The organism is Bacillus sp. 05T21 (assembly GCF_056396785.1).
Genome location: NZ_JBFTMD010000018.1, coordinates 19,517 through 46,056, shown reverse-complemented (window position 1 = coordinate 46,056; position 26,540 = coordinate 19,517). Strand labels below are relative to the sequence as shown.

Here is a 26,540-nt window from a genome sequence, read left to right as displayed (position 1 = left end):
TACATAAAAATAGATAACATAAATAGAAGGAGTGTGCGAAGAGATGAACGTAACAATCTATGATGTAGCGCGTGAAGCAAATGTTTCAATGGCTACCGTATCACGCGTTGTGAATGGTAACCCAAATGTAAAGCCTACAACAAGAAAGAAAGTATTAGAAGCAATTGATCGTTTAGGATACCGCCCGAATGCGGTAGCACGTGGACTAGCAAGTAAGAAGACAACTACAGTGGGTGTTATTATTCCTGATATCTCAAATACGTTTTATGCAGAACTTGCTCGTGGAATTGAAGATATCGCAACAATGTACAAATATAACATCATTTTAAGTAACTCTGACCAGAACAAAGAGAAAGAGTTCCACTTATTAAATACGATGCTTGGGAAACAAGTGGACGGGATTGTTTTCATGGGTGAAGATATTACAGATATTCACGTTGAAGAGTTCAAAAAATCTCCAGTACCAATTGTATTAGCAGCGTCATTTGATGAACAAAATGAAACGTCATCAGTAAATATTGATTATACACAAGCAGCTTACGATGCAATGAAGCATTTTATTGAGCAAGGACATAAACGTATCGGTTTCGTCTCTGGTCCTTTCATTAATAAAGCAGGAAGCGCGAAGAAGTTACAAGGTTATAAAAAAGCTTTAGAAGAAGCAGGTATTTCATATGATGAAAATCTTATAATTGATGGAGATTACACATATGATTCAGGTATAGAAGCGTTTGAAAGACTTTGGGGCATGGATGAAAAACCAACAGCAATCTTCGTATCTTCTGATGAAATGGCACTAGGTGTAATCCACGCAGCACAAGACGCGGGATTAAACGTACCAACGGATATCGAAGTGCTTGGTTTTGACAACACACGTCTTGCATTAATGGTTCGCCCGCAACTTTCGACAGTTGTACAACCAATGTATGATATCGGTGCAGTAGCAATGCGTCTACTAACGAAATATATGAACAAAGAAAAAGTAGAAGATCACTCAGTTATCTTACCTCACCGTATCCAATTTAGAGATTCAACGAAGTAAGAATAAGAGAGCTCACAGCGATAGCTGTGAGCTTTTATTCATATTCAGGATAATGGTGTTTAACTACTGTATCTACACTTTCAGTTTTCTTAACATGTAAAAAGCGTGCATATAATTCTTTTCCTGTCTCAAATGGTGTGTCATCTAATTCGAAAACATGCAACACTTTTCTAAACGTCCATGTTACTTGCTCACCGTACATATTATCGTACGTATCTTCAGACTGTAGAGCTATCTTTTCACCTAGCTCATGCGCTTCCTCTAAACTGTTCGCCTTAACGAGAATGATACTTTCTTCAAAAAGTGTATCGTGATTCTCTTCATAATGTTCATCAATTTTAATAGGATTAGGTTTACCTGAATGGACAGATTCAAATAATAATTTTACAGCATACATATGGGAGAATCTCCTTATGCTGAATGTTTTACTTTATAAACAATACTCGCGATAAGTGAAGCGGGTATTGTAAATACGTTACTTTGATAATGATAATGTACTTGGGATTCTTCATAAGACATTTTGTCGTAAAGTTCATTTTGAGACACGTTCATTTTTTTCTGTTTTTCCTTGAGCATCTTAATATAGTTGTACTGTATTGGGACGAGAATGATGAAATAGGCTAATACGATTAGTGAAATCCAAATCATTATGAACACATCCTTATAAAGAATATTTCTATATAACAATTATATCAATAAAAAGAAAAAATAACCATTTTTTCTTTTTATTGAAGCTAATTTTCTTCTGAAAATGCGAACAGTTCCTCTTGGTTTCTTAAATTGCGATCAATACATGTTTGAGCAATACATTTTAATCCTTGTAATAATGTGTCTATGTACAAAGTATCGTACTGAATTATATTTCCCTCTACTATTGTTTCATCTTTTTCCAAGTTAATTGATATTTTTAGTACAGCTGTATTGTTTTGCAAATTTACAACGTCGATGCAAAAAAATGTTTTTCTAAGTCAATCGTAACATAATCGAATCTTTCGGATAGCTCCAAATTGCATGTGGTAGTGTATTCCAAATGAAAGCCTCCTTATTGTGAAGTGTATGTTGTAATGCTTTCGCTACAGTGGGGGAGATTCCTTGTTATATGTCACACAAGTGCAAATTTAACTATTATAGGGCAATGTCATGTATAATAGAAAGAAAAGGCTTGTGAGGGGGGAGAAGAGATGATCGTTCTTTGGATAATTACGCTTTGCATGACCGCTATTTTTGCATATATGACGTTAAAACAAAATGGCTTAAAGCGATTTGTTCCAGGAAGTATTCTTGCAGGAATCGCCCTTATCACGTATGTAATTTCAATTTTTACTGAAAGTATTTCGATAGATTTAAGTACGAGTTTAATGTTTATCGGTATTACACTATTTGCAGGTAGCATTATGGTACTTATGGTTGCTGGTATTATTTTATTTATTCATATGAATTCAGAAACGTTATAGCATATAGAAAAGGCATGTCCCGAGGGGGCATGCCTTTTTATCCGTTCAATTATGCTCTATCTTTAGAAGAGTTTTGTTGTTTTAGTAAGTCGCGAATTTCACCAAGAATTTCTTCTTCTTTTGTTGGTTCTGGAAGTTCTTCTTTCTTTTCTTCTTCTTCTTCTCTTTTAGATGTTAGTTTGTTGAAAACTTTAACGAACATAAAGATAGCAGCTGCAATAATTAAGAAATCAAAAATAGTTTGGATGAAGTTACCATACATAATAGATGATTTACCGAATGTAAGTTTTAAATCTGTAAAGTTAACGCCGCCCAGTACCATACCAAGTAATGGTGTGATGATATCTTTTACTAAAGAACTAACGATTTTACCGAATGCAGCACCGATTACAACCCCGACAGCTAAATCGATTACATTCCCTTTGAATGCGAATTTTTTAAACTCGTTCCACATGTGTTAATCCCATCCTTTCCACGATTCAATATGAAATTTATAATTCCTATCAACATATTCTATAGAAATTTGCGAGAGAAATAAAGAGGAAATGGGAATGAAAGTAAATTCTGAAAAATGTATCCGTTTTAATTTTTAGTTGCATTCTCCAGTAGAGATTGCAACAGTTGCTGCGTTTTTAATCCTTCTAATCCATCTACAACAGGTTTTGTATCTCCGTGAACACATTCGATAAAATGATGAACAGCATCTTCAAAACCGCGCTGTTTTAACGTCGTATCCCATGATGGTGAACCGCTTTGCGAGACGGAGTTTTCTTGTTCAATTTCAAATGTATTCATATTTTTTACGCGAATAATTTTCCCTGTCGTTACAAGTTCAATTTGTTCTAAGTTTGTACCTGCATGGCGATGCATCGCGGTAGAAAGTAACAGTCCACTTGGAGTTGTATATGTATGATGTCCGTAAAGAAGTTCGTTCTTTTCATTGATTTGCATCATATTATGAACGACGTTAAGGTCATCGTTAGCTAACCAGCGAGCAGTATCTACAATATGTAAGTAATCATCTAACATAGTAAAGTCATACGTATATGGCCCCACCTTATTTGTGCGGTGCTTTTCAATTCGAATCCATGAAATATCATTAGCTTGCTCTTTGGCAGCAACGTACATAGGAACGAATCGGCGATTAAATCCGACCATTAACTTTCGGTTATACTTCTCGCTCAACTCGACTAGTTTCTTAGCTTGTTCTACTGTAGCTGCTAGCGGCTTATCAACATAAACATCGATTCCTTTTTTCAGAAGTTCAGAAACGATTTCATAATGTGTAGCAGTTGAACTATGAACGAAGATTGCATCACATTCAGAAGCTAGTGTTTCCATAGAATGAAAGTCTTGAATACGATATTGTTGGCAAATTTGTTTTCTTTTCTCGGGGTTAGGTGTAAAGGCCCCTACAAAATTCCAATCTGTTTCTTTTGTAAGTGTTGGAAGATAGGCTTTTTGTGCGATACTTCCAAGTCCAATCATCCCAATTTTAGGTTTGTTCATGTTTATTCCCACCCTATTAATATTGATGTAACGGGTTAAATGTAGCATAGGGTGGGGGAGGAAGGCAAAAGTTAGCTTTTTACTTACGTCCTTCTAACAAAATCTTTTCTATTTCTGCAAAGTTATGAGCGCGAGCATGTTGTAATGAAGGGAGTATCATTATTGTCGGAATGCCTATGACTGTAAGGAAAAGGATATATAAGGTAATTTATGTTAAAATTTAAAGGGGAATAAAAGATCTGTGCCAACACGCACGATGGTTTGAGAGGGAGTGCTAGATTTTGGGGGCTGAATTAAAGGATAATAAATTAAACAAGGCTGTAAAGATTGGAACTAATATCGTACTTATTTTATTAATTATCGGTGCAATACAAATGTTTTATGATGAAGATTCTACAAATGATCATTTCGGTGGGTTATTTATGATGGTCTTTTTTGGAATTAAAATAATTTCTAATTTTATGATAACTTTAAAAGAAGGAGATAAAAAGTCAGTATTTATTGATTTAGGTTTAGTAGTTTTTGTTGTTCTTCTTTTAGTTGTTTCTAGTGTGAAATATTTTTCTTGAAGGTTAATATATTCATTAACGAGGCTTTAATGGAATAAGCCTCGTATCTTTCTGTGTTATTTAATACTTGCGTCTGATTGTAAAAAATCACTCTATATTAGGTGTTTTTCTTTGAAAATAGGACTTAATTCACTCCAAACATCAAATTTATTACCATCTAAATCATAAAAAACAAAATTCTTCCCAGCATGCCCTCTGTTTTCAATCTCTCCAACTAGAATTTCCTTTTCAATAAATTCACTATGAATTGATTTTAGTGTATGTAATCCATTAACTTCGAATGTTATAGAAAAGCGTTCTTCACCGTGAAAATCAAAAAAATTTAAGGTTTGATTATCTTGGGATTTAACTAGAAAAAAGCTTTGATTTGCAAAGTTAATAATAGCTTTGTCTTCGTCTTTAAAGTTCAACTCTGCTCCCAATTTGTTCACATACCAATTTGAAGAAAGTTCTACGTTGGTAACTGGAATATAAGTCGTTCCAACTCTTAATAATTTTTCTTTCACCCTATTTCCCTCCTTTAGCAAAACAGCACTAATAAACTTGTTCTCTCTTCCTAGACTTATTGCCTTTGTGAGTCCTTAATTTTCTTTTTAATCCCAAAAAATTCTTGAGTAATAGAAGTAAACCGACTGGCTTCTTCTAAAAAAGGATAATGGTTACTGCACTCAAATGGTACAAAGATAGAATTACGAATGCCCTCATGTATCTCAATAGAATATTGAATCGGGCACTGCACATCATGTCTTCCGCAAATAATAAGCGTCTTTGTGTGGATAGAAGGTAAGTACTTTCTTAAATCAAATAACGGATATTCATAAGAGAAAGCATTCATCCGGCTAGCGGACATTGTTTTTTGGATTGGTTTACTAAAATAAGAGTTATAGTTTTCGGGTTTATACAATGATAATTGGGTTCTCTTAGTAGATAGTTCTTTCCGTTCTTCACTTGTAAGGTGAGGGCTTTTTAAGTTTTCAATGAGTTGTTGCATATAATGAAACTGCGAATGTTCGGGGTGATAAACACAAAATGGTGTTTCGGTATAGTTACTTGCTGCGGCTCCGGCGATGACTAATGATTGCAAGAAAGTTGGATATGTAATGGCATATAAAAGTCCAAGCATACCGCCTGTTGAATGACCGGCGAAATGCCATATTGGAAGTTGTAATGCTTCTCGTATTGCTTCTAAGTCGTGAATTGTTTCAATCATGGTTAATTCTTTTTCTGAATGAGCTTTTGCTGAGTTACCAGCGTCTCGTAAATTAATAAGGAATACACGATGCGTAGAAGTGAAAACATCCGCAAAGTAATCACCAGTTTCATTAAATTGCGAATAGTGATGTGTAATGCAAAGCGGTTCGCCATTGCCTTTAGTGAAAATTTCGAATGTGCCGCGCTTTGTATTGATTATTTGTTGTTTCCACATAGTGTCACTACCTTTTTTTATAAGAGTTGGGCCAGTCCATTAGTACATAAAAATATATCAGCGATTATTAGATTATATCGACCACAACTCGAAATATATCAGCGCTTTTTAAAATATATCGACTTACCGACAGAAATCGACAATAAAGAAAAGGAGGCTGTTCAAAAAACGAGCCTCCTCTCTGTTTAATATAAAGATTTTGTCATATTATTCCGAATGATTTCGAGAGATTTCGCTACAGTTAATGCATTTTTTTCTTCGATTTCTGGTTTTCTAGGGATAGGTTGATACATGTTGTCTGGATCTTCCCATGTAAGGGGAAGGTCGGTTTCTGCTTGTCCTTTCCAAGCGTCAATCCATTCTGGAGGGAGATAACCTGAGATGTTTTGGATGTTGTTCATTTCGAGCCAAATGAGTGCCCAAGCTCTTGGTACGACGCGCCAGTGATCATAGCCACCACCGCCGACAGCAATCCAGCGACCGTCGCAATATTCATTAGCGATTTCACGAGCGAGCTTCGGTATTTCACGGTAAATATTCATCGTTGCGCAAAGGTGTGTAAGTGGATCGTAATAATGTGCATCAGCACCATTTTGCGTTAAAATAATATCCGGTTTAAAGTATGCTGCCACTTCTTTTACAACTGTTCGATATGAATCTAAAAACGATTCGTCTTCTGTAAAAGCGTCGAGTGGAACGTTAAAAGAATAATTATATCCATTTCCTTGTCCACGTTCATTTACTGCGCCAGTTCCAGGAAATAAATAACGCCCAGTTTCGTGTAATGAAATGGTGCATACGTTAGGATCGTCGTAAAAAGACCATTGTACCCCGTCACCGTGATGAGCATCTGTATCAATATATAAAACGCGTAAACCGTATTTCTTCTGAATATATTTCATTGCGATAGAGCTATCGTTATAAATACAAAAGCCAGATGCTTTACCACGGAAGCCATGATGTAAGCCGCCGCCTAAATTGAGGGCGTGCTTTACTTTTCCGGAAATAACAGCATCGACAGCTGTTAATGTTCCGCCAACGAGTAATGCACTTGCTTCATGCATATTTGGAAACATTGGTGTATCTTCTGTTCCAAGTCCATATGTCATCGCAATTGATTTTTCTAACTTACCTTCTCCAGCACGTTTTACCGCATTTATGTACTCCTCTGTATGAACGTAGGCAATCTCTTCATCTGTAGCCATCCGTGGCGCGATGACTTGAGAGGGAGAGATAAAACCGCTCTTTTGTAATAAATCATACGTGAGTGTGACGCGCAGTTGGTTAAAAGGATGATCAGGGCTAAATGAATAGCCCCGAAAGTCATCCGAATAAATGAAGGCGCTGCTCATGCTTGCATCCCCATTATGTTTGGCCATAATACGCGGTAGCCCTCTGCTTCGAGTGCATCAATCACTTTTAGAGGATTCATCGTTTGAATGCGGAAAACGAGTACTTTATCATTCTCATCTTTTGCTGGATAGACGAGAACGCTCACAATATTTATTTGTAAATCACTAAAAATAGCAACGACTTTTCCGAGAATACCAGGTTCATTTTTCACTTGAATTTCAATTTGTGAACTCGGTTGATGAGCTCCTGTTAATTTTACTAACGTGTGCAGCACTGTAGATTCAGAAATGATACCTACGAGTTTTCCAGCTTTCGTAACAGGAAGACAGCCTATTTTATTTTCAAAAAATAAAGTCGCAATTTCCTCAACGAAATCGAGAGGGTGACAAGTCATAACAGGGTGTTTCATTATGAGTTCAAGTGGTTGCTTCAGCATATCGAGTGAAACTTGTTCATCTAAAATAGACGGACTTGCATCTCTTACATCCCGATCAGAAATAATGCCTACGACATGATTATTTTGATCGACAATTGGAATGTGCCGAATGCCTTTCGTACGTATTGTTCGGATTGCTGTTTCAATTGTATCGTTTGGATGCAGTGTCACTACATCTTGATTCATAATTTCTTCTACAATCATTCCAGTTGCCCCCTTTATTAATACATAAAACGATTGTGAAAACGTAGACGATCAAATGCTTGAATGGAATCCGTATCAACACGTTTACCGATGCGGACCATTAAACAGTTGGCAGGATGTGAACAAATTTCAGGATCATCTGTAGCCATCCATTGTAAACCACCAGCATTCATCATTTTTTCCATTACTTTTCGGTATTCCCAAACATTTAAGCCTGTTTGTTTTAAATCCCAGTGCCAATAATATTCAGTCGTTAATATAATGTAATCTTCCATATGATCGTCCATCATTGAAACTTCTAATAAATTTTTTCCGACAGAGCAACCGCGAAAGGCTGGGACAACTTCAATCGCCCCAAGCTCAATTAAGTTTTCAATCTTTCCTTCTGACCATCGCTCGAGCGGATCAGGATACAAGTATGTAACATATCCAACAATCGTTTGGTCATGTCTAGCAATAATGAGACGAGCTTCTGGTAACTTAGAAATTTCGACAATTGCTTTATATTGCTGCTCGGCAGGACGAAACGCAATTAAGTCTGGATGAAATTCATACATTTCAAGATTATGTGTAGAGACAGGACCTTCAATAATTAAAGTGCCTTTCGCTGTTTTTAAGTTTCTGGCATTATATATTTTTTTATGAATCAATTTATTGCTCACCACCTTGAGGGTTTGTGAATCTATTAATATCGTACTTTATAATATATGCGATGTGAATCGAATTTTGTCATTAAAAATTTGTCTAAAAATCAACAAAAATACTGAAAATTTTAAATAATGTCATTATAATAGATAATAGAATACATAGGAGGGGGATGTAAAGTATGAAAGTGGAAACGCTTCCTGTCATTAAAGGAGAAAATAATTTGCCGAATTATGAAGAGGCATACGCGAATTTTAACTGGGAAGAGGTTAATAAAAATTTTACTTGGAATGAAACAGGCCGAGTGAATATGGCGTATGAGGCAATTGATAAGCATGCGAAATCCGATCGAAAGAATAAAGTAGCACTTTATTATCAAGATGGATCGCGAAAAGAGAAATATACGTTTAAGGAAATGAAGGATTTTTCTAATAAAGCAGGAAATGTCCTGAAAAACTATGGCGATGTTGAGAAAGGCGATCGCGTTTTTATTTTTATGCCGCGTTCCCCAGAATTATATTTCGCACTTTTAGGTGCAGTGAAATTAGGGGCAATTGTTGGACCATTATTTGAAGCATTTATGGAAGGCGCAGTTCGCGATCGTTTAGAAGATAGCGAAGCGAAGGTGTTAATTACAACTCCTGAATTGTTAGAGCGCATACCATTAAATGATTTACCTGCTTTAAAAACAGTCTTCCTTGTTGGAGACAATGCAGAAGAAGGCGGTAAAACTGTAGCGTTCAATCCTTTATTTGAACAAGCTTCAAAAGAATTACATATCGAATGGTTAGGCCGTGAAGACGGTTTAATTCTACATTACACATCTGGTTCTACTGGTAAGCCAAAAGGTGTCCTTCATGCTCAAAACGCAATGGTTCAGCACTATCAAACAGCGAAATGGGTATTAGATTTAAAAGAAGATGATGTATATTGGTGTACAGCTGACCCAGGCTGGGTAACTGGAACAGCTTACGGTATTTTTGCACCGTGGTTAGTGGGAGCATCAAATGTTATTTTAGGCGGGAGATTTAGTCCGGAAGCGTGGTATGAAGCACTGCAAGATTACGGTGTAACAGTTTGGTATAGTGCACCGACAGCGTTCCGTATGCTAATGGGAGCTGGACAAGACGCAATTAAAAAATATGATTTATCACAAGTGCGTCACGTATTAAGTGTTGGTGAGCCATTAAATCCAGAAGTAATTCGCTGGGGTATGAGCGCATTTGGACTTCGTATTCATGATACGTGGTGGATGACAGAAACAGGCGGACAAGTTATTTGTAACTATCCTTGTATGGAAATCCGTCCAGGTTCAATGGGGAAACCAATTCCAGGTGTGAAAGCAGCGATTGTTGATAATGAAGGAAATGAAGTGCCTCCATACACAATGGGGAACTTAGCAATTGGTAAAGGTTGGCCATCTATGATGCGTGCGGTTTGGAATAACCCGCAAAAATATGAGTCTTACTTCATGCCGGGAGATTGGTACGTATCAGGTGACTCTGCTTATATGGATGAAGATGGATACTTCTGGTTCCAAGGACGTATTGACGATGTAATTATGACGTCAGGTGAGCGTGTTGGTCCGTTTGAAGTAGAAAGTAAATTAATCGAGCATGCTGCTGTAGCGGAAGCTGGTGTAATTGGTATTCCTGATCCAGTACGCGGAGAAATCATTAAAGCATTTATCGCGCTTCGCGTGGGATACGAACCATCTGATGAATTAAAAGAAGAGATTCGTCAATTTGTGAAAAAAGGCCTAGCAGCTCATGCAGCGCCAAGACAAATTGAATTTAGAGATAAATTACCGAAAACGAGAAGTGGTAAAATTATGCGCCGCGTATTAAAAGCGTGGGAATTAAACTTACCAACAGGTGACTTATCGACGATGGAAGATTAAAAGAGGAAGGGTCTGAATGAATACGTTCAGACCCTTCTTTTTTATCCCGCTATTTGCGGGCAGTAAAACTCCCACCTCAAAATTCAGCTGGGGCAAAGAGGTAAGGTGGGAGTCGGGCTGCCCGTAAACGCCCGATTGGTGAGGGCTAATAATCAGTGGGGGATGAACAAAACCCCCACTGATTAAAGTTTCACTTTATGTTATTATAAACTTATATATACGTGTTGGAAGGGGAGAAGGAAATGAAAACAGAAAAAGAAAAGATGATACAAGGGGAGATGTACATACCGGCTGATCCCGTTTTAGTTCAAGGGAGGGAGCAAGCTCGTATATTAACGAGAAAATTAAATGAAACACCAGAAGTAAAACTAGAAGAACGTAGTGCAATCGTAAAAGAATTATTCGGAACGACTGGAGATAACATTCATCTTGAATCTTCTTTTAGATGTGATTACGGTTATAACATTCACGTTGGTGAAAACTTTTACGCAAACTTTGACTGTACGATTTTAGACGTATGCCCAGTTACAATCGGAGTGAACTGTATGTTAGCTCCAGGTGTTCACATTTATACAGCAACGCATCCGCTTGATCCGGTAGAGCGCATAAGCGGATCAGAGTACGGAAAACCAGTTACAATTGGCGATAACGTATGGATTGGCGGAAGAGCGATTATTAATCCGGGCGTAACAATTGGAGATAATGCTGTGATCGCATCTGGCGCTGTTGTAACGAAAGATGTGCCGGACAATGTAGTAGTTGGCGGGAATCCTGCGAAGATTATTAAAAAAATAAAATAATATTTGAACGAAGTGCCTTCCTCGTCTGTATACATTTATGAAAGAATAGATGAGGGAGGCTTTTTTATGTCTAATAAGTTACTTCTTGCTTTTGCCGTAATTGGAATTATCGTCGTATTTTCTTGTGGTTTGCTATTACCGATGCCAATCGGATTTAAAGTATCAATGATTACAGCCGGTGTCATGATGATTGTTATGTTTTCAATCATTATTCCGTTTGATAGAAAACATATAGTACGGAAAAAAGGATATAAAATTGATTTTACAAAAACAAAAGTGTATTTTCGCTGGAATGTATTTGATACGATTTCGGCTTGTTTGGCAGTGTATGCGTGCATATGTGTGCAAGCATTAAATATTTTAGTTTCAACCGGACAGACAATTCAAAACCCGTATGTTCAATTTTTTACGAATCAATCGCAAGTATGGATTATTGTCGCAAGTTGCTATTTAATTTCCCGCATTTCATTAACGTTAAAAGGAATAAAGGAGATCAAAAATCATGGCGCAGATTGGGATTGAGGAAGAGCTCATGCTTGCGTATCRAAGTGGAGATAAGCAGGCAGGAGAAAAACTATATGTTTTGATCAAACCAGCGCTATACACATTTTTATATCGATTTAACCGAGATGAACAATTAAGTATCGATCTCGTGCAAGATACATTTTTGACATTAGAACGAAAGAAACATATGTATGAACCTGAAAAAGGTAAAATAAAAACGTATTTATTTCAAATTGGTTATCGTCTTATGATTAATAAATTAAATAGAAGAAAAAAGTGGCGTACGCTTTTGCCATTTTTAGTGCCGATTCAGGAAAAAGAATTTTCTCACGAAGATCGGCTCACAGTAAGAGCGGCAATTTTGAAAGTTCCTGAAGAACAGCGAGCTGTCCTTATTCTTTCTTATTATCATGATATGCAGCAAAAAGAAATTGCGGAGATATTAAACATTCCGATTGGAACAGTGAAGTCGAGACTTCATAACGGGATAAAGAAATTGAAACAATTGCTGGAGGTGGATGAAATTGAGCGAAAATCCCTTTAAGAGTGAATATAAATTAAAGCATCATTTAGATAGTGATCATGTAGAAATACCAAATTTTCCAAAAACGGTAAGTCGCTTCGATCGATTAATCGGATTTCTTGGTTCTCCAGCGAAAGATCCTGTGGAGGCGACGATTGGCAATGATTTATCGGTTATATTTCATGTGTCGTTATTAGTTGGAGTTCCAATTCTTTCTCTTATTACGATACTCTTTGCGACGTTGTAAAGGATTGGCAAGGAGAGAAACTCGACCTCTATTTGACACGCCTATATAAATGATGGTATAAAGAAAAGTATATGAATAATTGAGCGTGGAAAGGGAGAAGTAGTGATCATTTCCCTGTTTTAGAGAGCTGATGGTCGGTGGAAATCAGCACATAGATGATCGCGAATTACGCCCCTAGAGCATCTTTTTTCGATTGAATTGTATTCAAAAGGGAAAAGACGGTGCTAAGCCGTTATGTAAATAAGGTGGTAGGCTTTTTTTGTCTGCAACTAGGGTGGTAACGCGATGATCAAAATCGTCCCTTATTTAAAGGGGCGATTTTTTTATGTTTTCAACCTTCACGCCAGTAATGAACTTAAAGGAGAGTATGTAGGATATGGGTATTTTACAAGATCTTGAATTTCGCGGTCTAATTAACCAGCAAACAGATGCTGAGGGCCTTGAGCAATTATTAGAAAAAGAAAGCGTTAAATTATACTGTGGTTTCGATCCGACAGCGGATAGCTTACACATCGGTCATATGTTACCAGTATTAATGTTACGTCGTTTCCAATTAGCTGGTCACCAACCAATCGCACTTGTTGGCGGTGGTACTGGTATGATCGGTGACCCAAGTGGTAAAAAAGCTGAACGTACATTAAATACGAAAGATACAGTTGCTTACTACACAGAAAGCATTAAAAACCAACTTTCAAACTTCTTAGAGTTCGAAAACGTGGACAACCCAGCAACAATGGCTAATAACTATGATTGGCTTGGTAACTTAGATGTAATTTCATTCTTACGCGATATCGGTAAAAACTTCGGTTTAAACTATATGTTAGCAAAAGATACAGTAGCATCTCGTTTAGATACTGGTATTTCATTTACTGAGTTTAGTTATATGATTTTACAATCATACGACTTCTTAAACTTATACCAAAACCATAATTGCCGTCTTCAAATCGGTGGTAGTGACCAATGGGGTAACATTACAGCTGGCCTTGAATTAATCCGTAAATCAGAAGAAGATGCGAAAGCATTCGGTTTAACAATTCCGCTAGTTACAAAATCTGATGGTACGAAGTTTGGTAAAACCGAGGGCGGCGCAATTTGGTTAGACCCAGAGAAAACAACTCCTTACGAGTTCTACCAATTCTGGATCAATACAGATGACCGCGATGTAGTTAAATACTTAAAATACTTCACATTCTTATCTCATGAAGAAATTCTTGAGCTTGAGAAGCAAGTAACTGAAGCACCAGAAAAACGTGCAGCACAAAAATCATTAGGATCTGAAATGACAAAACTTGTTCACGGCGAAGAAGCGTTAGAGCAAGCAATTAAAATTTCAGCTGCATTATTCAGTGGCTCTGTAGCAGAACTTACTGCAAGCGAAATCGAGCAAGGATTCAAAGACGTACCATCTGTAGAACGTACTGCAGAAGATACAGTATTAATCGACTTACTTGTAGAAAGCAAAATTTCACCATCTAAACGTCAAGCACGTGAAGATGTAACTAACGGTGCAATCTACGTAAACGGTGAGCGTACACAAGCGTTAGACTACGTTGTAACAGAAAACGACCGCATCGAAGGTAAATTCACAATCATTCGCCGCGGTAAGAAGAAATATTTCTTAATTCGTTACTAATCAGAAACGAATGTAAAACAAATAGTACCCCGAATGGTAGGCTGAAAAGTCTATCGTTCGGGGTTTTTATGTATGCATTTAAATTGCCTCATGATTTCTTTTAAATAGAATATGAAGAATTAATACAAGCATGTAAAGTAAGCTAATTAGCATAACGACAAATGCTGTGGGATAAAATTTTGCCGCATATATAAAGAAATCGATTTGATAAATATCGTCATAATGTGAAACGTACCCTTTAAAATAATTCGTAAACTTAGCGCTATATTTCCATTCATCAGGATAATCTATTAAATTACTCCCTTGATACCAACTCATAAGTGCTGAAGTAATAAACAGCATAAATGCACTGCCTAACTGAACCATTTGGTTTATTGTCAAAATGAAACAACCTCCTATTTAATGGTTATTATAGCGTGCATTCGTATTCCTGTAACCTTTTTGTTGTAATCTCCTTTTCGAGTTCATACGGAAATCACATGTAAGCGGTATGATAAATGTATAACAAATAGAAAGGAGTGGTAAAACAAAATGTCACTAGAAGCGCTCATTATTTTTTCTTTGCTAAACGCTGGTCAGCTTGCAGAGCATTCAAAGGTTGATGTACATAAAGAGCAGAAAGATGCTTATGTATATGTTCAAAAAGAGGAAAATAAATAATTTTAATATATAAATAAAAGCTACCAGAGAGAACGTTTTAGTTTCTTTGGTAGCTTTTTCTATTGAGATATAATTTGGAAGTAATGAAAAAAGGAGTAGTCTGAAAACGAAATGATTATATGTTTAAGGGAATAAGTATAACAGCATGTAATGAAGATGGATTATAAAATTTTGCACAATAAACGGAGCCAGTATTAAAGAGAATCCAATCGTTGGAATGAATAAAAGAGAAGTAAGGACGATTATCCATAACTCATGAAAAAACTTCCTTGAAGTATCTTACTATACATACGACATTTATATAAATAAAAAAAGCCCAGGCCCCTTGATAAACAAGGTTCCTAAGGCTTTTAATAATACTCTTTGCAGAGTACCGAGATTAACGAGAGTAGAACTCTACGATTAATGCTTCGTTGATTTCAGCTGCTAACTCAGAACGCTCAGCGTGACGAGTGTAAGTAGCTTCTAACTTATCAGCATCGAAAGTTAAGTATTCTGGTACGAAGTTGTTAACTTCGATCGCTTCTTTAACAACAACAAGGCTGTTAGATTTTTCGCGAACGCTGATAGTTTGGTTAGGTTTAACGCGGTAAGATGGGATATCTACGCGAGCGCCATCAACCGTGATGTGACCGTGGTTTACTAATTGGCGAGCTGCACGGCGAGTGCGAGCTAAGCCCATACGGTAAACTAAGTTGTCAAGACGAGCTTCAAGAAGGATCATGAAGTTTTCGCCGTGCTTACCAGGCATTTTACCTGCTTGGTCAAATGTGCGACGGAATTGACGTTCAGTCATGCCGTACATGTGACGAAGTTTTTGTTTCTCTTGTAATTGTAAACCGTATTCTGAAAGTTTCTTACGTTGGTTAGGACCGTGAGGACCTGGTGCGTAAGGGCGTTTTTCTAATTCTTTTCCTGTGCCGCTTAGAGAGATTCCAAGACGACGAGACAGTTTCCATGCTGGACCTGTATAACGAGCCATAGTTGACTCCTCCTTTAAAAATGTTTTTATTTTCGTAAAATAAAAACAGACGTAATCGATATTTACGGGTATTTTGTTTTCATGTACCTTCGCTCCAGCAGCAGGGAGTTACGAGATACACCTCCGCAGAGGAACAAAATACAAACGATAAACTCACATTACAAGGCTGCCTTTTTATTTTACACAAACGCTATTATATCTTTTACTTACAGTTTCGTCAAGAGACTCCCTTTTTGTTTTATGCAGATAAATTTTGGAAATTAACAAGAAGGAATTTAAAACAATATAAAAGAAAAGATAGAAACACAAATAAAACGCTTACATAAAATGTAGTAAAGACGTTCATCAGATTTTTCCTGGTGGATATGTGGAAATAAAGACATAAGGGGGATGTTTTTATGAAAAAGAAACATATAGAGACAGCATTAATTCATCACGGATATGAATCAAATGAAAATAAAGGGAGTTTAACACCACCTTTATTTCAAACTTCTACATTTACGTTTGAGACAGCACAGCAAGGAGAAGCGAGTTTTGCGGGAGAAGATCCATCTTATATTTATTCAAGGCTTGGGAATCCAACTGTGAAATTATTTGAAGAACGTATGGCTGTTTTAGAAGGTGGAGAGGAAGCGCTGGCGTTCGGTTCAGGTATGGCAGCCATTTCAGCAACGTTAATCGGTTTTCTAAAGGCTGGAGATCATATTATTTGTTCAAATGGATTATATGGATGTACGTACGGTTTTTTAGAAGTATTAGAAGAGAAATTTATGATTACTCATTCGTTTTGTGATATGGAGACAGAGACTGATATTGAAAATAAAATTCGTCCAAATACAAGGCTCATTTTCGTTGAAACACCGATTAATCCAACGATGAAATTAATTGATTTAGAAAAGGTGATCGGGGTAGCGAAGCGAAATGACTTGCTTGTTATTGTTGATAATACGTTTTGTTCACCTTATTTACAAAGACCTCTTGAGCTCGGTTGTGACGCCGTCGTTCACAGTGCGACAAAATATATTGGTGGTCACGGGGATGTTGTAGCGGGTGTAACAATTTGTAGAACGAAAGCGTTAGCTGACAAAATCCGTCCGATGCGAAAAGATATCGGCGGTATTATGGCGCCGTTTGACGCATGGTTATTGTTACGCGGATTAAAAACATTAGCAGTAAGAATGGATCGTCATTGTGATAATGCAGAAAAAATTGTATCGTTTTTGAAAAATCATGAAGCAGTAGAAGGTGTTTGGTATCCGGAGGGAGAATTAGCATCTCGGCAAATGAAACGAGGTGGGGGCGTTATTTCTTTTTCAATTAAAGGCGTGAAAGAGGAAACACAGTCGTTTATCAATGACCTGCATTTTATTACAATTGCCGTAAGTTTAGGTGATACAGAAACGTTAATTCAGCATCCAGCGACGATGACGCATGCAGCTATTCCGGCTGAACTAAGAAAAGAAATGGGTATTTTTGATAATTTAATACGCCTATCTGTCGGCTTAGAATCATGGGAAGATATCGTTTTTGATTTAGAACAGGCACTAAAGAAGATATCTACTGTTAGTAATCAATAAAATGAAACTTTAATCAGTGGGGGGTTTGTCCATCTCCCGCTGATTATTAGCCCTCACCAATCGGGCTTTTACGGGAAGTTATCTCCCACCTAACTTCCTTGTATTCGCCGAATTTACTGCCCGTTAATGCGGGATAAAAAAGAGTGAGCTATCGGTTTCGTACGTTACGTACGTAATCGATAGCTCACTCTTTTCTTTATTAAATATGCTTTAGGAGTGTTTCCACAAATTTTTCTAAATAGTGCTGATCTACTTCATCGAAACGATTTTTTTCAGGACTATCAATATCAAGCACACCAATGATATTTCCTTCTTTCATAATCGGTACAACGATTTCAGAATTAGAGGCACTATCGCAAGCAATATGTCCTGGGAATTGGTGGACATCTGCTACAAGTTGCGTTGTTTTTGTTTCAGCTGCAACGCCGCAAACACCACGTCCGAACGGAATACGCACGCAAGCTGGCATCCCTTGGAATGGTCCAAGAACAAGTTGATTTCCTTCTGTTACATAAAAGCCAACCCAATTAACGCGATCTAAAAATTGATTTAATAGTGCGGACGCATTTGATAAGTTTGCGACTACGTTCGGTTCGCCAGTTAATAATGCATCCAGTTGTTTAATTACTGTCTCATATTGCTCTTCACGAGATCCTGCATAACTTTCTTTTGTAAACATGGAAACAACTCCCTTTTTAGCGAGATATGTAAAACGATAGCAAAATACGATGTATTTCACATGACTTTGTCGATAGAAAATTAAAGGAATTTGTCTTAAAAGTCAAGAAATTTAAACTATAGCTGTTCAGTGAGAGGAAGTGAGCGCATGAAACAGACGAAACAAAAAGTAATTGATGCGGCAATATCGTTGTTTAACACGAAAGGTTATGATGGAACGTCGGTGCGAGAAATTGCAAAGCGAGCGGATGTGAATGTAGCGAATATTTCATATTATTTTGCTGGAAAGCAAGGGTTATTAGAACAGCTTATTACTGATTTTTTAGAAGGATATATTCACGTAATTGAAACGTCATTTGAACAGAGAGAATATTTATCGGCTAAAGATGTGATGGTGCAAATGGTGCGCGGGATTTTACGATATCAATTTGATAATAGAGAACTAACACGTTTTTTTTATAGAGAGCTTTCGCTTGATACGACATTAATTCGTGAAGTGATGACCGTTTATTTTTCTAGAGAAAGATATTATATAGAGCAAATCATTAAACAAGGACAAATGAATCAAGAATTTAAAAAGGTATCTTTTACAATGTTTATGACACAATTAAAAGGCATGATGAATATGCCGTTTTTATATCCACAATATATATCAGAGGTGCTACACTCATTTCCGTCTGAGACGTTTTTCTTAGAAATGTATACGAAGGAAATTGAGCAATGGATGGAACGAACATTATATAAAGCGAGTATGTATTATGAACTACCAAGAGCTGTTCATATGTGAAAAATCCCCACCTAACGAACTGAGGTGGGGATTTTTATATGTTGTTTTCTTTGCCATAAATTGTTGCATACTAGCGCAATAATTGTTAATGAGGCGCTGGCAATTTCTATGTTATCGACAGTATAACTTTGAAACATAGAACCGATAAGTGCAAGTACAGGAACTAAATTCATAAATAATATGCCGTTAATAGATGAAATATATCGATTTCCCGTGTTCCAGCAAAATACAGCGATCCCCCCCCCGCAACAATCGACATATAAAAGAGTTCAAAACGAACGCTCATAATTGTATGTAGTGACGGTACAGAAATTATATTTGTGTAGGTATATTACCGATTTTAGCGGTTCATTACATATCAAAGTGTAAAGACTTATTAGAGGATACATATGAAATAGAATGGAAAATTGAGCATATGAAAGCATTAATAGAGTTATTTAAAGAGTGGAAAATTGAAGCGGTGTTCATCGATTCAGTAGTGGAAGGCGCTACATATATAAAAGAAATGCGGGAAGAAAAAATCGTTTGTGCTGTTTCAAATGATCATCCGTATAGAGTGAAAAAGGTAGTCCGAATGGAAGAGTTGCAAAATGAACAGCTAATTGTATACCTAGAAATATGTGATGTAAGGAAAATGATTATGAATGTGTTTCAATGTATGGGCGCGAAACCAATAATTGCGGTTGAAACATCTTATGCAGAACCGATGATTGCGATGGTAGGAGCTGGACTTGGTATAACATTGCTTCCGGAAACCGCTTTACAGTAACCCGTAATGCAAGGTAACGTACGTGCGATTTCTGTAGAACCACCACTAATGCGAAAGATTTATTTCGTCTCTCATATGAAAGAGAGCTCGTTATCCTGCATTAACTGCCCGTAAAAGCCTTACCTTTATTGCATTCATTTGAGGACGGATAATGGAAAAAGTGGAATATTAAGAAATATTACAATCACATGTAAAGAAACATGAAATTTTAAAAAAAACTAGGTCAAAAACACGTCATTACATGGTATGATTAGAACATTGTTAGTTGTTAAATATAGGGGAATTCCCTTTTTATACATAATGCCTTCCATTTCATAAACGGAACGGACAAAAAAAGAGATATAACTAGGAGGCTTTTTTGCATGGATTCTATCCTGACGATCGTTATCATTGTAGTAAGCTCTATTCTAGTGCTGCTCATGATAGAGCTTGTGATAAGAAATCGTTCATATAAAGATATTGAAGCACTGGAGCAGTGGAAACAAGAGATAAAAGATAAACCTGTGGCAGATGAACTAAAGCGGGTAAAAGATTTAAATATGACAGGTCAAACAGAAGAGCTGTTTGGTAAATGGCGTGAAGAGTGGGATGAAATTGTATCAACAACTCTTCCGAGAGCTGAAAAAGATTTAGGGCAAGCGCGAAAATTCGCCTCGCAATTCTCCTTCCGCAAAGCAAAGCATGCGATGAAAGAATCCATAAGTGGTTTAGATGACGCTGATAATCGTATTACAGACATTTTAAATGAATTACAGCAACTGTTAGAAAGCCATGAGAAAAATAGCGCGGAAATTGAAGGGTTACGTGATACATATCGTAGTATGAAAAAGAGCGTTCTTGCTCATCGACACATGTATGGAGCAGCTGAGCAAAAAATTGAAGAGATGTTAGATGTTGAATCCGAGAAGTTCAAAATTTTTGAAGAGGCAACAGATAATGGTGATTATTTAAAAGCGAGAGAAATTGTTATTAGTTTAGAAGAAGGTTTAGCAAGTTTAGAAATCGTTATTCATCAAATTCCGGATTTATTGGTAGAGTGTCAAGCGACATTACCAGTTCAGCTGGAAGATTTATTACAAGGTCATGATGATATGATAAGACAAGGCTATGTATTAGAGTATTTGGAAATCCCTAAAGAAGTCCGCGATATGACGACACAACTACACACATGTTTAATGGATATACAGGAACTTCATATAACAGAAGCAGCAGAAAAAGTAGAGAACTTAAAAACTCGTTTAGACAGTTTTTATGATCAACTTGAACAAGAAGTGCATGCGAAACATTATGTGGAGCAAAAAACACTGTCTGTTTATGAAGATTTAGAAGAAATTCGTACAGAAACAATTGAAACGAAAATAGAAACACAACTTGTGAAACAAAGTTATCAATTACAAGACAAAGATATTGAGTCACAAAAAGTAATTGAAAAGCAAATGCATATTTTAATGAAACGTTTTGAAGTGTTACAAATACGCGTTGCTGAACAAGATATTGCATTCTCTATCATTCGTGAGGAACTAGAAGAGGTTTATGAGCAATGTGAAACTTTAAAAGTACTTCATGCAGAATATAAAGAAATGCTGCAAACGATGCGCAAAGAAGAATTTGAAGCACGTGAGAAGTTACAAGAAATGCGAAATACAATTTTTGAGACGAAACGTTTTATGCAAAAGTCGAATTTACCAGGTCTTCCAGAGAGTATTATGGAAGATTTACAAAAAGGGCAAATGGCGATGCAAGCTGTATATGAGCAATTAGAAGTAAAGCCGTTAAATATGAATACTGTAAATAGCAGTTTAGAAGAAGCATACACAGTTGTGAATGGTGTATCTGAAATGACAGAAGAATTAATTGGACAAGCTTATTTAGTTGAAAAACTAATTCAATACGGTAACCGATACCGCAGTCATGATGAGAATCTTGCAGAAAGCTTAAATTATGCTGAGAAATTATTCCGTGAATATCAATACGATGCAGCTTTAGAACAAGCGGCTTCTATATTAGAGCAACTTGAACCTGGTGTTGTTCAAAAAATAGCTGAATATGTAGACAATGAGCAAACCCTTTAATAAAGGGTTTGTTTTTTTGTGTAATTTTGAAGTCGATGTTGCTATAATGAATAGCGGAATACAGTAAGGTTGTTCGTTTCAAAATAAAGTGAAACCATAAGTGATGGGGTTTCATCCACCACTGATTATTAATCTTCACCACTCAGTATGCCTGCAAATGGCCGGGGGAAATGTACACTTTTATATAAAAACGGAACCTTTGAGTAGTCTTAGCGTAATTACACGTATTTGTGATATGATTATATGATGTGATAGCGCTGAAAGGGGAAGAACGATGATCTATTTTGATAATAGTGCGACGACGAAGCCATATCCAGAAGCGCTTCAATCGTACGTAACGGTTGCAGGGAAATATTTTGGTAATCCTTCTTCTATTCATTCGCTTGGAGGAGAGGCAGAGCGTCTATTAACACAATCGAGAACGATTGCGGCACAGCTCCTTCACGTTAAACCTTCTGAAATTATTTTCACATCAGGTGGAACGGAAGGGAATAACCTTGCGATTAAAGGGATAGCGATGAGGAATCGTTCGCGCGGCAAACATATCATTACAACAAATATTGAACACGCGTCTGTGTTTGAAGCATATAAACAATTAGAAGATCTCGGTTTTGATGTAACGTATTTACCGGTTAACGAGCACGGTGTTGTATCGGTAGAAGATGTAAAACGAGCACTTCGTGAAGATACGATTCTTGTGTCAATTATTCACGTGAACAACGAGACTGGAGCGATTCAGCCCGTTACTGAAATTGGAACATTATTAACGAACTATCCGAAAATAAGATTCCACGTGGACCATGTACAAGGGATAGGAAAAGTACCACTTGATTTATACGCTTCTCATATTGACCTTTGTTCAATATCTGGACATAAATTTCATAGCGTAAAGGGGACAGGTCTTCTTTACGTACGTGATGGTGTAAGATTAGATCCAATCTTATCAGGTGGTCAACAAGAGCTCAAGTATCGTTCAGGTACAGAAAATTTACCTGGTATTGTAGCAATGGTGAAAGCACTTCGTATGACGATGGAACAAGTGAAAGAAAAGATAGTTCATTTGCAAAATTTACAAACAGAGCTGGTCCGTTTCTTTAAAGAGATGGAAACTGTAACGATTAATACATCACTTGAATATGCGGCACCGCACATTTTAAATGTATCATTTGTCGGTTTAAAACCAGAAGTAGTCGTTCATGCTTTAGAAGAGCATGGTGTATATGTATCGACGAAGTCTGCTTGTTCTTCAAAAGCAAATGAAGTGAGCAGAGTACTAGTGGCAATGGGAGTACCGCACGCCGCAGCTACAAGTGCGATTCGCATTAGTCTAGCACCAGACAACACGATGGAAGAAGTAAAACAATTTGAAGGTATTGTTAAAGAGACGATGCCAAAATTATATGAAGTGATGAGGTAAAGAAATATGATGACATATGAATATATTTTAGTTCGTTATGGAGAAATGACGACAAAAGGAAAGAACCGTTCTAAGTTTGTAAGTACGTTAAAAGATAATGTGAAATTCAAATTAAAAAAATTCCCAAACATTAAAATTGATGCAACACATGATCGTATGTACATTCAGTTAAATGGTGAAGACCATGAAGCAATTTCTGAAAGATTGAAAGATGTATTTGGTATTCATAAGTTTAACTTAGCAATGAAAGTACCATCAGAATTAGAAGATATTAAAAAAGGTGCATTAGCAGCTTTCTTACAAGTAAAAGGTGATGTGAAAACATTTAAAATTACAGTGCACCGCTCTGATAAGCGCTTCCCAATGAAGACGATGGAGTTACTTCCAGAAATCGGTGGGCACATTTTAGAAAATACAGAGGATATCACAGTAGATGTTCATAATCCAGATGTGAATGTACGTATAGAAATTCGCAGTGGTTACAGCTATATTATGTGTGGTGAGCACATGGGAGCTGGCGGTTTACCAGTTGGCGTTGGCGGAAAAGTAATGGTACTTCTTTCTGGTGGTATCGATAGCCCGGTAGCAACTTACTTAACGATGAAACGCGGCGTATCTGTGGAAGCAGTTCACTTCCATAGTCCACCTTTCACAAGCGAGCGCGCGAAACAAAAAGTAATCGATTTAGCACAAGAGTTAACGCAATACTGTAAACGTGTAACACTTCATCTTGTTCCATTTACTGAAGTGCAAAAAACGATTAATAAAGAAATTCCATCTAGCTATTCTATGACAGTTATGCGTCGTATGATGATGCGTATTACAGAGCGTATTGCAGAGGAGCGTAATGCACTTGCAATTACGACTGGTGAAAGTCTTGGACAAGTAGCGAGCCAAACGTTAGATAGTATGCATACGATTAACGAAGTGACAAACTATCCTGTTATTCGTCCGCTTATTACGATGGATAAATTAGAAATTATTAAAATTGCAAAAGAAATTGGAACGTATGATATTTCAATTCGTCCATATGAAGACTGCTGTACAGTGTTTACACCAGCAAGTCCATCGACGAAACCGAAGCGTGAGAAAGCAAATCGTTTTGAAGCGAAGTACGATTTCGCGCCGTTAATTGAAGAGGCTGTAGCGAACAAAGAAACAATGGTATTACAAACAGTAGAAGTAGTGGCTGAAGAAGAAAAATTCGAAGAACTTTTCTAAACCCATAAATTACCACATTCAAATGTGCATGAAGTCATGTTGTTTATCACACTCTATACTCACAAGGAGGTGATACAACATGGCAAGCACAAATAAATTAGCAGTATCTGGTGCTCAAGCAGCATTAGATCAAATGAAATACGAAATCGCTCAAGAGTTTGGTGTTCAACTTGGAGCTGATGCAACATCTCGCGCTAACGGATCTGTTGGTGGCGAAATTACTAAACGTCTAGTTTCACTAGCTGAGCAACAATTAGGCGGTTACCAAAAATAATCCCATATACGATGGCTTAGAAAGAGCGGGTTCTCCCGCTCTTTCTTTTTGTCGTTTTCGTCGTTATTTGCCGATGAATCGTTATGTTAAAAACATCGTCGCTATACATTCATACATCAATTCGACATAAATATAAAAAAATTGTCAAAAGAAGAGGGTTCAAAATTTACTGAAAATTCTTTATTATATAAGGGAGGCATAGAAATAAAGGAGGATGTTATATGAAGAGAGAGGAATTGTTAGCGCCGCCGTCTTATAATTTAGTTTCGGAAATAGAGAAATATACGAGTGATAAAGAGAAGCTTGCTTTAATTTGGCAAGATGATAAAGGGAATAGACGAGAGATTACATATTTTGAATTAATGCAAGGTGCGAATAGAATTGGAAACGCTTTTATAAAAAGTGGCTTACAAAAAGGGGACAAGCTCCTTATTATGATGCCGCGCTTAATTGAAGCTTACATGACGTATATTGCTGCGATTAAAGCAGGATTTGTCGTTATTCCAAGCTCAGAAATGTTGCGTAAAAAAGATATCGAGTATCGTATTGGGCACGGAGAAGTAAAGGCTATCGTAAGTTACGAACCGTATATTGGACAATTTGACGGCGTAGAAGCGGTGGAATCTCTTCAAAAATTCGTCCTGAGCGAGCGATCAGTAGATGGATGGACGAATTTAAAAACAGCATTAGAAACGGAAAGTGATACGTTAGAAATGGCGAAGACGGATAAAGAAGATATGGTCTTTTTATCTTATACGTCAGGGACGACAGGAAATCCAAAAGGAGTTGTTCATACGCATGCCTGGGCATACGCTCATTTACGTACAAGCGCTCCGAACTGGCTCGGAATCGAAGAAGAAGATGTTGTATGGGCAACGGCTAGTCCAGGTTGGCAAAAATGGATTTGGAGCCCGTTTGTAGCGACTCTCGGTTCAGGTGCAACAGGATTTGTATATAACGGCAAATTTGAACCAAAAACATATTTAAATTTATTAGGTGATAATAAGGTGAATGTACTTTGTTGTACACCGACTGAGTATAGATTAATGGCAAAGGTAGAAAACCTAAGTGAGTACGATTTAGAAGCTTTACATAGCGCTGTATCGGCAGGTGAGCCGTTAAACAGGGAAGTCATTGAAACGTTCCAAAGGCATTTCGATATTACAGTAAGAGACGGCTATGGGCAAACGGAAAATACACTGCTTGTTGGAATAATGAAAGGGATGGACATTAGACCAGGATCAATGGGAAAACCGACGCCAGGAAATCATGTTGATATCGTAAATGAAGAAGGAACTCCTGTACAGGTAGGAGAAGTTGGCGATATTGCAGTTCACATTGAAACACCAGCCCTCTTTAAGCAATATTATAAAGATGATGAGCGCACAGCGATGCAATTCCGTGGTGATTATTATATTACGGGTGATAAAGCGAAAAAAGATGAAGAAGGCTATTTCTGGTTTGAAGGGCGCGGTGATGATATTATTATTAGCTCTGGCTATACAATCGGACCGTTTGAAGTCGAAGATGCGCTTGTAAAACATCCTTACGTAAGAGAATGTGCGGTTGTTGCAAGCCCTGATGAAATTCGCGGAAGTGTCGTGAAGGCATTTATCGTATTAAGAGAGAATATAGACAAGAACGAAGAAACATTAATTCCAGTGCTCCAACAACACGTCAAAGAATTGACTGCACCATATAAATACCCTCGCAAAATTGAATTTGTAGATGAACTACCAAAAACGATTTCCGGAAAAATTCGCCGTATTGAACTTAGAAAACAAGAAATGGAGCTTCCTTCAAAATAATTTTGAAAATAGGGAAGTAAATAGTTGAATGAAATGTAAAACGATGATAT

The 26,540-nt window shown here is 37.1% G+C and carries 29 protein-coding genes, 3 pseudogenes and 1 other annotated feature; of the genes and pseudogenes, 18 read left to right on the top strand and 14 right to left on the bottom strand.

The features are described from left to right. The first annotated feature begins 43 nt into the window (after positions 1-43). Positions 44-1,042 (top strand): catabolite control protein A, encoded by a 999-nt coding sequence (gene ccpA, locus AC1DKZ_RS23890; RefSeq protein ID WP_002034370.1) that lies wholly within the window; start codon positions 44-46, stop codon positions 1,040-1,042. A gap of 34 nt (positions 1,043-1,076) precedes the next feature. Here ccpA and AC1DKZ_RS23885 read toward each other — a convergent pair whose 3' ends face one another. From AC1DKZ_RS23885 to dhp61, 3 genes and pseudogenes are all read right to left on the bottom strand, one after another. Beyond that, the gene (locus tag AC1DKZ_RS23885) at positions 1,077-1,439 is read right to left on the bottom strand and encodes a DUF4288 domain-containing protein (protein WP_002089024.1); all 363 of its coding nucleotides are present in this window, start codon (positions 1,437-1,439) and stop codon (positions 1,077-1,079) included. Positions 1,440-1,453: 14 nt separating this feature from the next. Continuing rightward, the gene (locus tag AC1DKZ_RS23880) at positions 1,454-1,690 is read right to left on the bottom strand and encodes a DUF3949 domain-containing protein (protein ID WP_002129441.1); all 237 of its coding nucleotides are present in this window, start codon (positions 1,688-1,690) and stop codon (positions 1,454-1,456) included. Between the two features lie 86 nt (positions 1,691-1,776). Next, a pseudogene (gene dhp61 / locus AC1DKZ_RS23875) lies at positions 1,777-2,072 on the bottom strand (protein Dhp61). Positions 2,073-2,223: 151 nt separating this feature from the next. On the opposite strand from dhp61, the gene AC1DKZ_RS23870 reads away from it, so the two are divergent. Next, positions 2,224-2,496 (top strand): DUF3917 domain-containing protein, encoded by a 273-nt coding sequence (locus AC1DKZ_RS23870; RefSeq protein ID WP_476997199.1) that lies wholly within the window; start codon positions 2,224-2,226, stop codon positions 2,494-2,496. 49 nt (positions 2,497-2,545) lie between these two features. Here the strand turns inward: AC1DKZ_RS23870 and mscL are convergent, their stop codons facing one another. Continuing rightward, positions 2,546-2,950: a large-conductance mechanosensitive channel protein MscL gene (mscL, locus tag AC1DKZ_RS23865; protein WP_002164962.1), complete on the bottom strand. Its 405-nt coding sequence runs from the start codon at positions 2,948-2,950 to the stop codon at positions 2,546-2,548. Positions 2,951-3,078: 128 nt separating this feature from the next. Beyond that, positions 3,079-4,005: a Gfo/Idh/MocA family protein gene (locus tag AC1DKZ_RS23860; RefSeq protein ID WP_476997198.1), complete on the bottom strand. Its 927-nt coding sequence runs from the start codon at positions 4,003-4,005 to the stop codon at positions 3,079-3,081. 281 nt (positions 4,006-4,286) lie between these two features. Here AC1DKZ_RS23860 and AC1DKZ_RS23855 point away from each other — a divergent pair, with 281 nt between their 5' ends. Beyond that, positions 4,287-4,574 carry a hypothetical protein gene (locus AC1DKZ_RS23855; protein WP_476997197.1) on the top strand — a complete coding sequence of 96 codons (288 nt, stop codon included), beginning with the start codon at positions 4,287-4,289 and terminating at the stop codon, positions 4,572-4,574. A 92-nt stretch (positions 4,575-4,666) separates the two neighbouring features. Here the strand turns inward: AC1DKZ_RS23855 and AC1DKZ_RS23850 are convergent, their stop codons facing one another. The 5 genes from AC1DKZ_RS23850 to acuA form a co-directional block, all read right to left on the bottom strand. Next, positions 4,667-5,080: a VOC family protein gene (locus AC1DKZ_RS23850; RefSeq protein WP_219301240.1), complete on the bottom strand. Its 414-nt coding sequence runs from the start codon at positions 5,078-5,080 to the stop codon at positions 4,667-4,669. 56 nt (positions 5,081-5,136) lie between these two features. Beyond that, entirely contained in the window at positions 5,137-6,000 is an 864-nt protein-coding gene (locus AC1DKZ_RS23845) for an alpha/beta fold hydrolase (RefSeq protein WP_476997196.1), read from the bottom strand. Between the two features lie 185 nt (positions 6,001-6,185). Beyond that, positions 6,186-7,352, bottom strand: coding sequence for an acetoin utilization protein AcuC (gene acuC, locus AC1DKZ_RS23840; protein WP_404443831.1), 1,167 nt, complete (start codon positions 7,350-7,352; stop codon positions 6,186-6,188). Next, on the bottom strand, positions 7,349-7,993 hold the full coding sequence (locus AC1DKZ_RS23835; protein WP_000634566.1) for an acetoin utilization AcuB family protein: 645 nt from the start codon (positions 7,991-7,993) through the stop codon (positions 7,349-7,351). Before AC1DKZ_RS23835 ends, acuC begins: the two co-directional genes overlap by 4 nt. A gap of 17 nt (positions 7,994-8,010) precedes the next feature. After that, positions 8,011-8,643, bottom strand: a complete 633-nt coding sequence (acuA, locus tag AC1DKZ_RS23830) for an acetoin utilization protein acetyltransferase AcuA (protein WP_002112293.1) — start codon at positions 8,641-8,643, stop codon at positions 8,011-8,013. A gap of 176 nt (positions 8,644-8,819) precedes the next feature. On the opposite strand from acuA, the gene acsA reads away from it, so the two are divergent. The 6 genes from acsA to tyrS all read left to right on the top strand — a co-directional run bounded on the left by acsA (position 8,820) and on the right by tyrS (position 14,245). Then, entirely contained in the window at positions 8,820-10,538 is a 1,719-nt protein-coding gene (gene acsA / locus AC1DKZ_RS23825) for an acetate--CoA ligase (protein ID WP_305926731.1), read from the top strand. Positions 10,539-10,780: 242 nt separating this feature from the next. Continuing rightward, entirely contained in the window at positions 10,781-11,338 is a 558-nt protein-coding gene (locus AC1DKZ_RS23820; protein ID WP_476997195.1) for a maltose acetyltransferase domain-containing protein, read from the top strand. Positions 11,339-11,404: 66 nt separating this feature from the next. Then, positions 11,405-11,860: a hypothetical protein gene (locus AC1DKZ_RS23815; protein WP_061674736.1), complete on the top strand. Its 456-nt coding sequence runs from the start codon at positions 11,405-11,407 to the stop codon at positions 11,858-11,860. After that, positions 11,841-12,386, top strand: a complete 546-nt coding sequence (locus AC1DKZ_RS23810; RefSeq protein WP_476997194.1) for an RNA polymerase sigma factor — start codon at positions 11,841-11,843, stop codon at positions 12,384-12,386. Before AC1DKZ_RS23815 ends, AC1DKZ_RS23810 begins: the two co-directional genes overlap by 20 nt. After that, the gene (locus tag AC1DKZ_RS23805; protein WP_240380509.1) at positions 12,367-12,612 is read left to right on the top strand and encodes a hypothetical protein; all 246 of its coding nucleotides are present in this window, start codon (positions 12,367-12,369) and stop codon (positions 12,610-12,612) included. Before AC1DKZ_RS23810 ends, AC1DKZ_RS23805 begins: the two co-directional genes overlap by 20 nt. Before the next feature lie 77 nt (positions 12,613-12,689). After that, positions 12,690-12,918: a binding site (T-box leader), on the top strand. Positions 12,919-12,988: 70 nt separating this feature from the next. Next, complete coding sequence (gene tyrS / locus AC1DKZ_RS23800) at positions 12,989-14,245, top strand: tyrosine--tRNA ligase (protein ID WP_002015575.1); 1,257 nt, start codon at positions 12,989-12,991, stop codon at positions 14,243-14,245. A gap of 78 nt (positions 14,246-14,323) precedes the next feature. Here tyrS and AC1DKZ_RS23795 read toward each other — a convergent pair whose 3' ends face one another. Continuing rightward, positions 14,324-14,626 (bottom strand): YjdJ family protein, encoded by a 303-nt coding sequence (locus tag AC1DKZ_RS23795; RefSeq protein WP_012261829.1) that lies wholly within the window; start codon positions 14,624-14,626, stop codon positions 14,324-14,326. Positions 14,627-14,776: 150 nt separating this feature from the next. Between AC1DKZ_RS23795 and AC1DKZ_RS23790 the strand changes: the two genes are divergently transcribed. Then, the gene (locus tag AC1DKZ_RS23790; protein ID WP_000050938.1) at positions 14,777-14,905 is read left to right on the top strand and encodes a hypothetical protein; all 129 of its coding nucleotides are present in this window, start codon (positions 14,777-14,779) and stop codon (positions 14,903-14,905) included. Between the two features lie 379 nt (positions 14,906-15,284). Here the strand turns inward: AC1DKZ_RS23790 and rpsD are convergent, their stop codons facing one another. After that, on the bottom strand, positions 15,285-15,887 hold the full coding sequence (gene rpsD, locus AC1DKZ_RS23785; RefSeq protein ID WP_002015568.1) for a 30S ribosomal protein S4: 603 nt from the start codon (positions 15,885-15,887) through the stop codon (positions 15,285-15,287). Between the two features lie 398 nt (positions 15,888-16,285). Here rpsD and megL point away from each other — a divergent pair, with 398 nt between their 5' ends. Further along, complete coding sequence (megL, locus tag AC1DKZ_RS23780; protein ID WP_476997193.1) at positions 16,286-17,464, top strand: methionine gamma-lyase; 1,179 nt, start codon at positions 16,286-16,288, stop codon at positions 17,462-17,464. A gap of 199 nt (positions 17,465-17,663) precedes the next feature. On the opposite strand, the gene AC1DKZ_RS23775 is transcribed toward megL, so the two are convergent. Next, the gene (locus AC1DKZ_RS23775) at positions 17,664-18,143 is read right to left on the bottom strand and encodes a GAF domain-containing protein (RefSeq protein WP_002138633.1); all 480 of its coding nucleotides are present in this window, start codon (positions 18,141-18,143) and stop codon (positions 17,664-17,666) included. A gap of 147 nt (positions 18,144-18,290) precedes the next feature. On the opposite strand from AC1DKZ_RS23775, the gene refZ reads away from it, so the two are divergent. Continuing rightward, entirely contained in the window at positions 18,291-18,929 is a 639-nt protein-coding gene (gene refZ / locus AC1DKZ_RS23770; protein WP_002164973.1) for a forespore capture DNA-binding protein RefZ, read from the top strand. Positions 18,930-18,940: 11 nt separating this feature from the next. Here refZ and AC1DKZ_RS23765 read toward each other — a convergent pair. After that, positions 18,941-19,257: pseudogene (locus tag AC1DKZ_RS23765) on the bottom strand (EamA family transporter); the annotation flags it as partial. Between AC1DKZ_RS23765 and AC1DKZ_RS23760 the strand changes: the two are divergent. The 6 genes and pseudogenes from AC1DKZ_RS23760 to mbcS all read left to right on the top strand — a co-directional run. Then, positions 19,246-19,812: pseudogene (locus AC1DKZ_RS23760) on the top strand (LysR family transcriptional regulator substrate-binding protein); the annotation flags it as partial. The pseudogenes AC1DKZ_RS23765 and AC1DKZ_RS23760 sit on opposite strands and share 12 nt — an antisense overlap. A gap of 248 nt (positions 19,813-20,060) precedes the next feature. Further along, the gene (gene ezrA, locus AC1DKZ_RS23755; RefSeq protein ID WP_476997192.1) at positions 20,061-21,770 is read left to right on the top strand and encodes a septation ring formation regulator EzrA; all 1,710 of its coding nucleotides are present in this window, start codon (positions 20,061-20,063) and stop codon (positions 21,768-21,770) included. A gap of 274 nt (positions 21,771-22,044) precedes the next feature. After that, the gene (locus AC1DKZ_RS23750) at positions 22,045-23,187 is read left to right on the top strand and encodes a cysteine desulfurase family protein (protein WP_002067571.1); all 1,143 of its coding nucleotides are present in this window, start codon (positions 22,045-22,047) and stop codon (positions 23,185-23,187) included. A gap of 6 nt (positions 23,188-23,193) precedes the next feature. Next, the gene (thiI, locus tag AC1DKZ_RS23745) at positions 23,194-24,408 is read left to right on the top strand and encodes a tRNA uracil 4-sulfurtransferase ThiI (protein WP_002034334.1); all 1,215 of its coding nucleotides are present in this window, start codon (positions 23,194-23,196) and stop codon (positions 24,406-24,408) included. Positions 24,409-24,487: 79 nt separating this feature from the next. Further along, entirely contained in the window at positions 24,488-24,682 is a 195-nt protein-coding gene (locus AC1DKZ_RS23740) for an alpha/beta-type small acid-soluble spore protein (RefSeq protein ID WP_000168891.1), read from the top strand. A 221-nt stretch (positions 24,683-24,903) separates the two neighbouring features. Continuing rightward, positions 24,904-26,490: an acyl-CoA synthetase MbcS gene (gene mbcS, locus AC1DKZ_RS23735; protein ID WP_476997191.1), complete on the top strand. Its 1,587-nt coding sequence runs from the start codon at positions 24,904-24,906 to the stop codon at positions 26,488-26,490. The last annotated feature ends 50 nt before the right edge of the window (positions 26,491-26,540 follow it).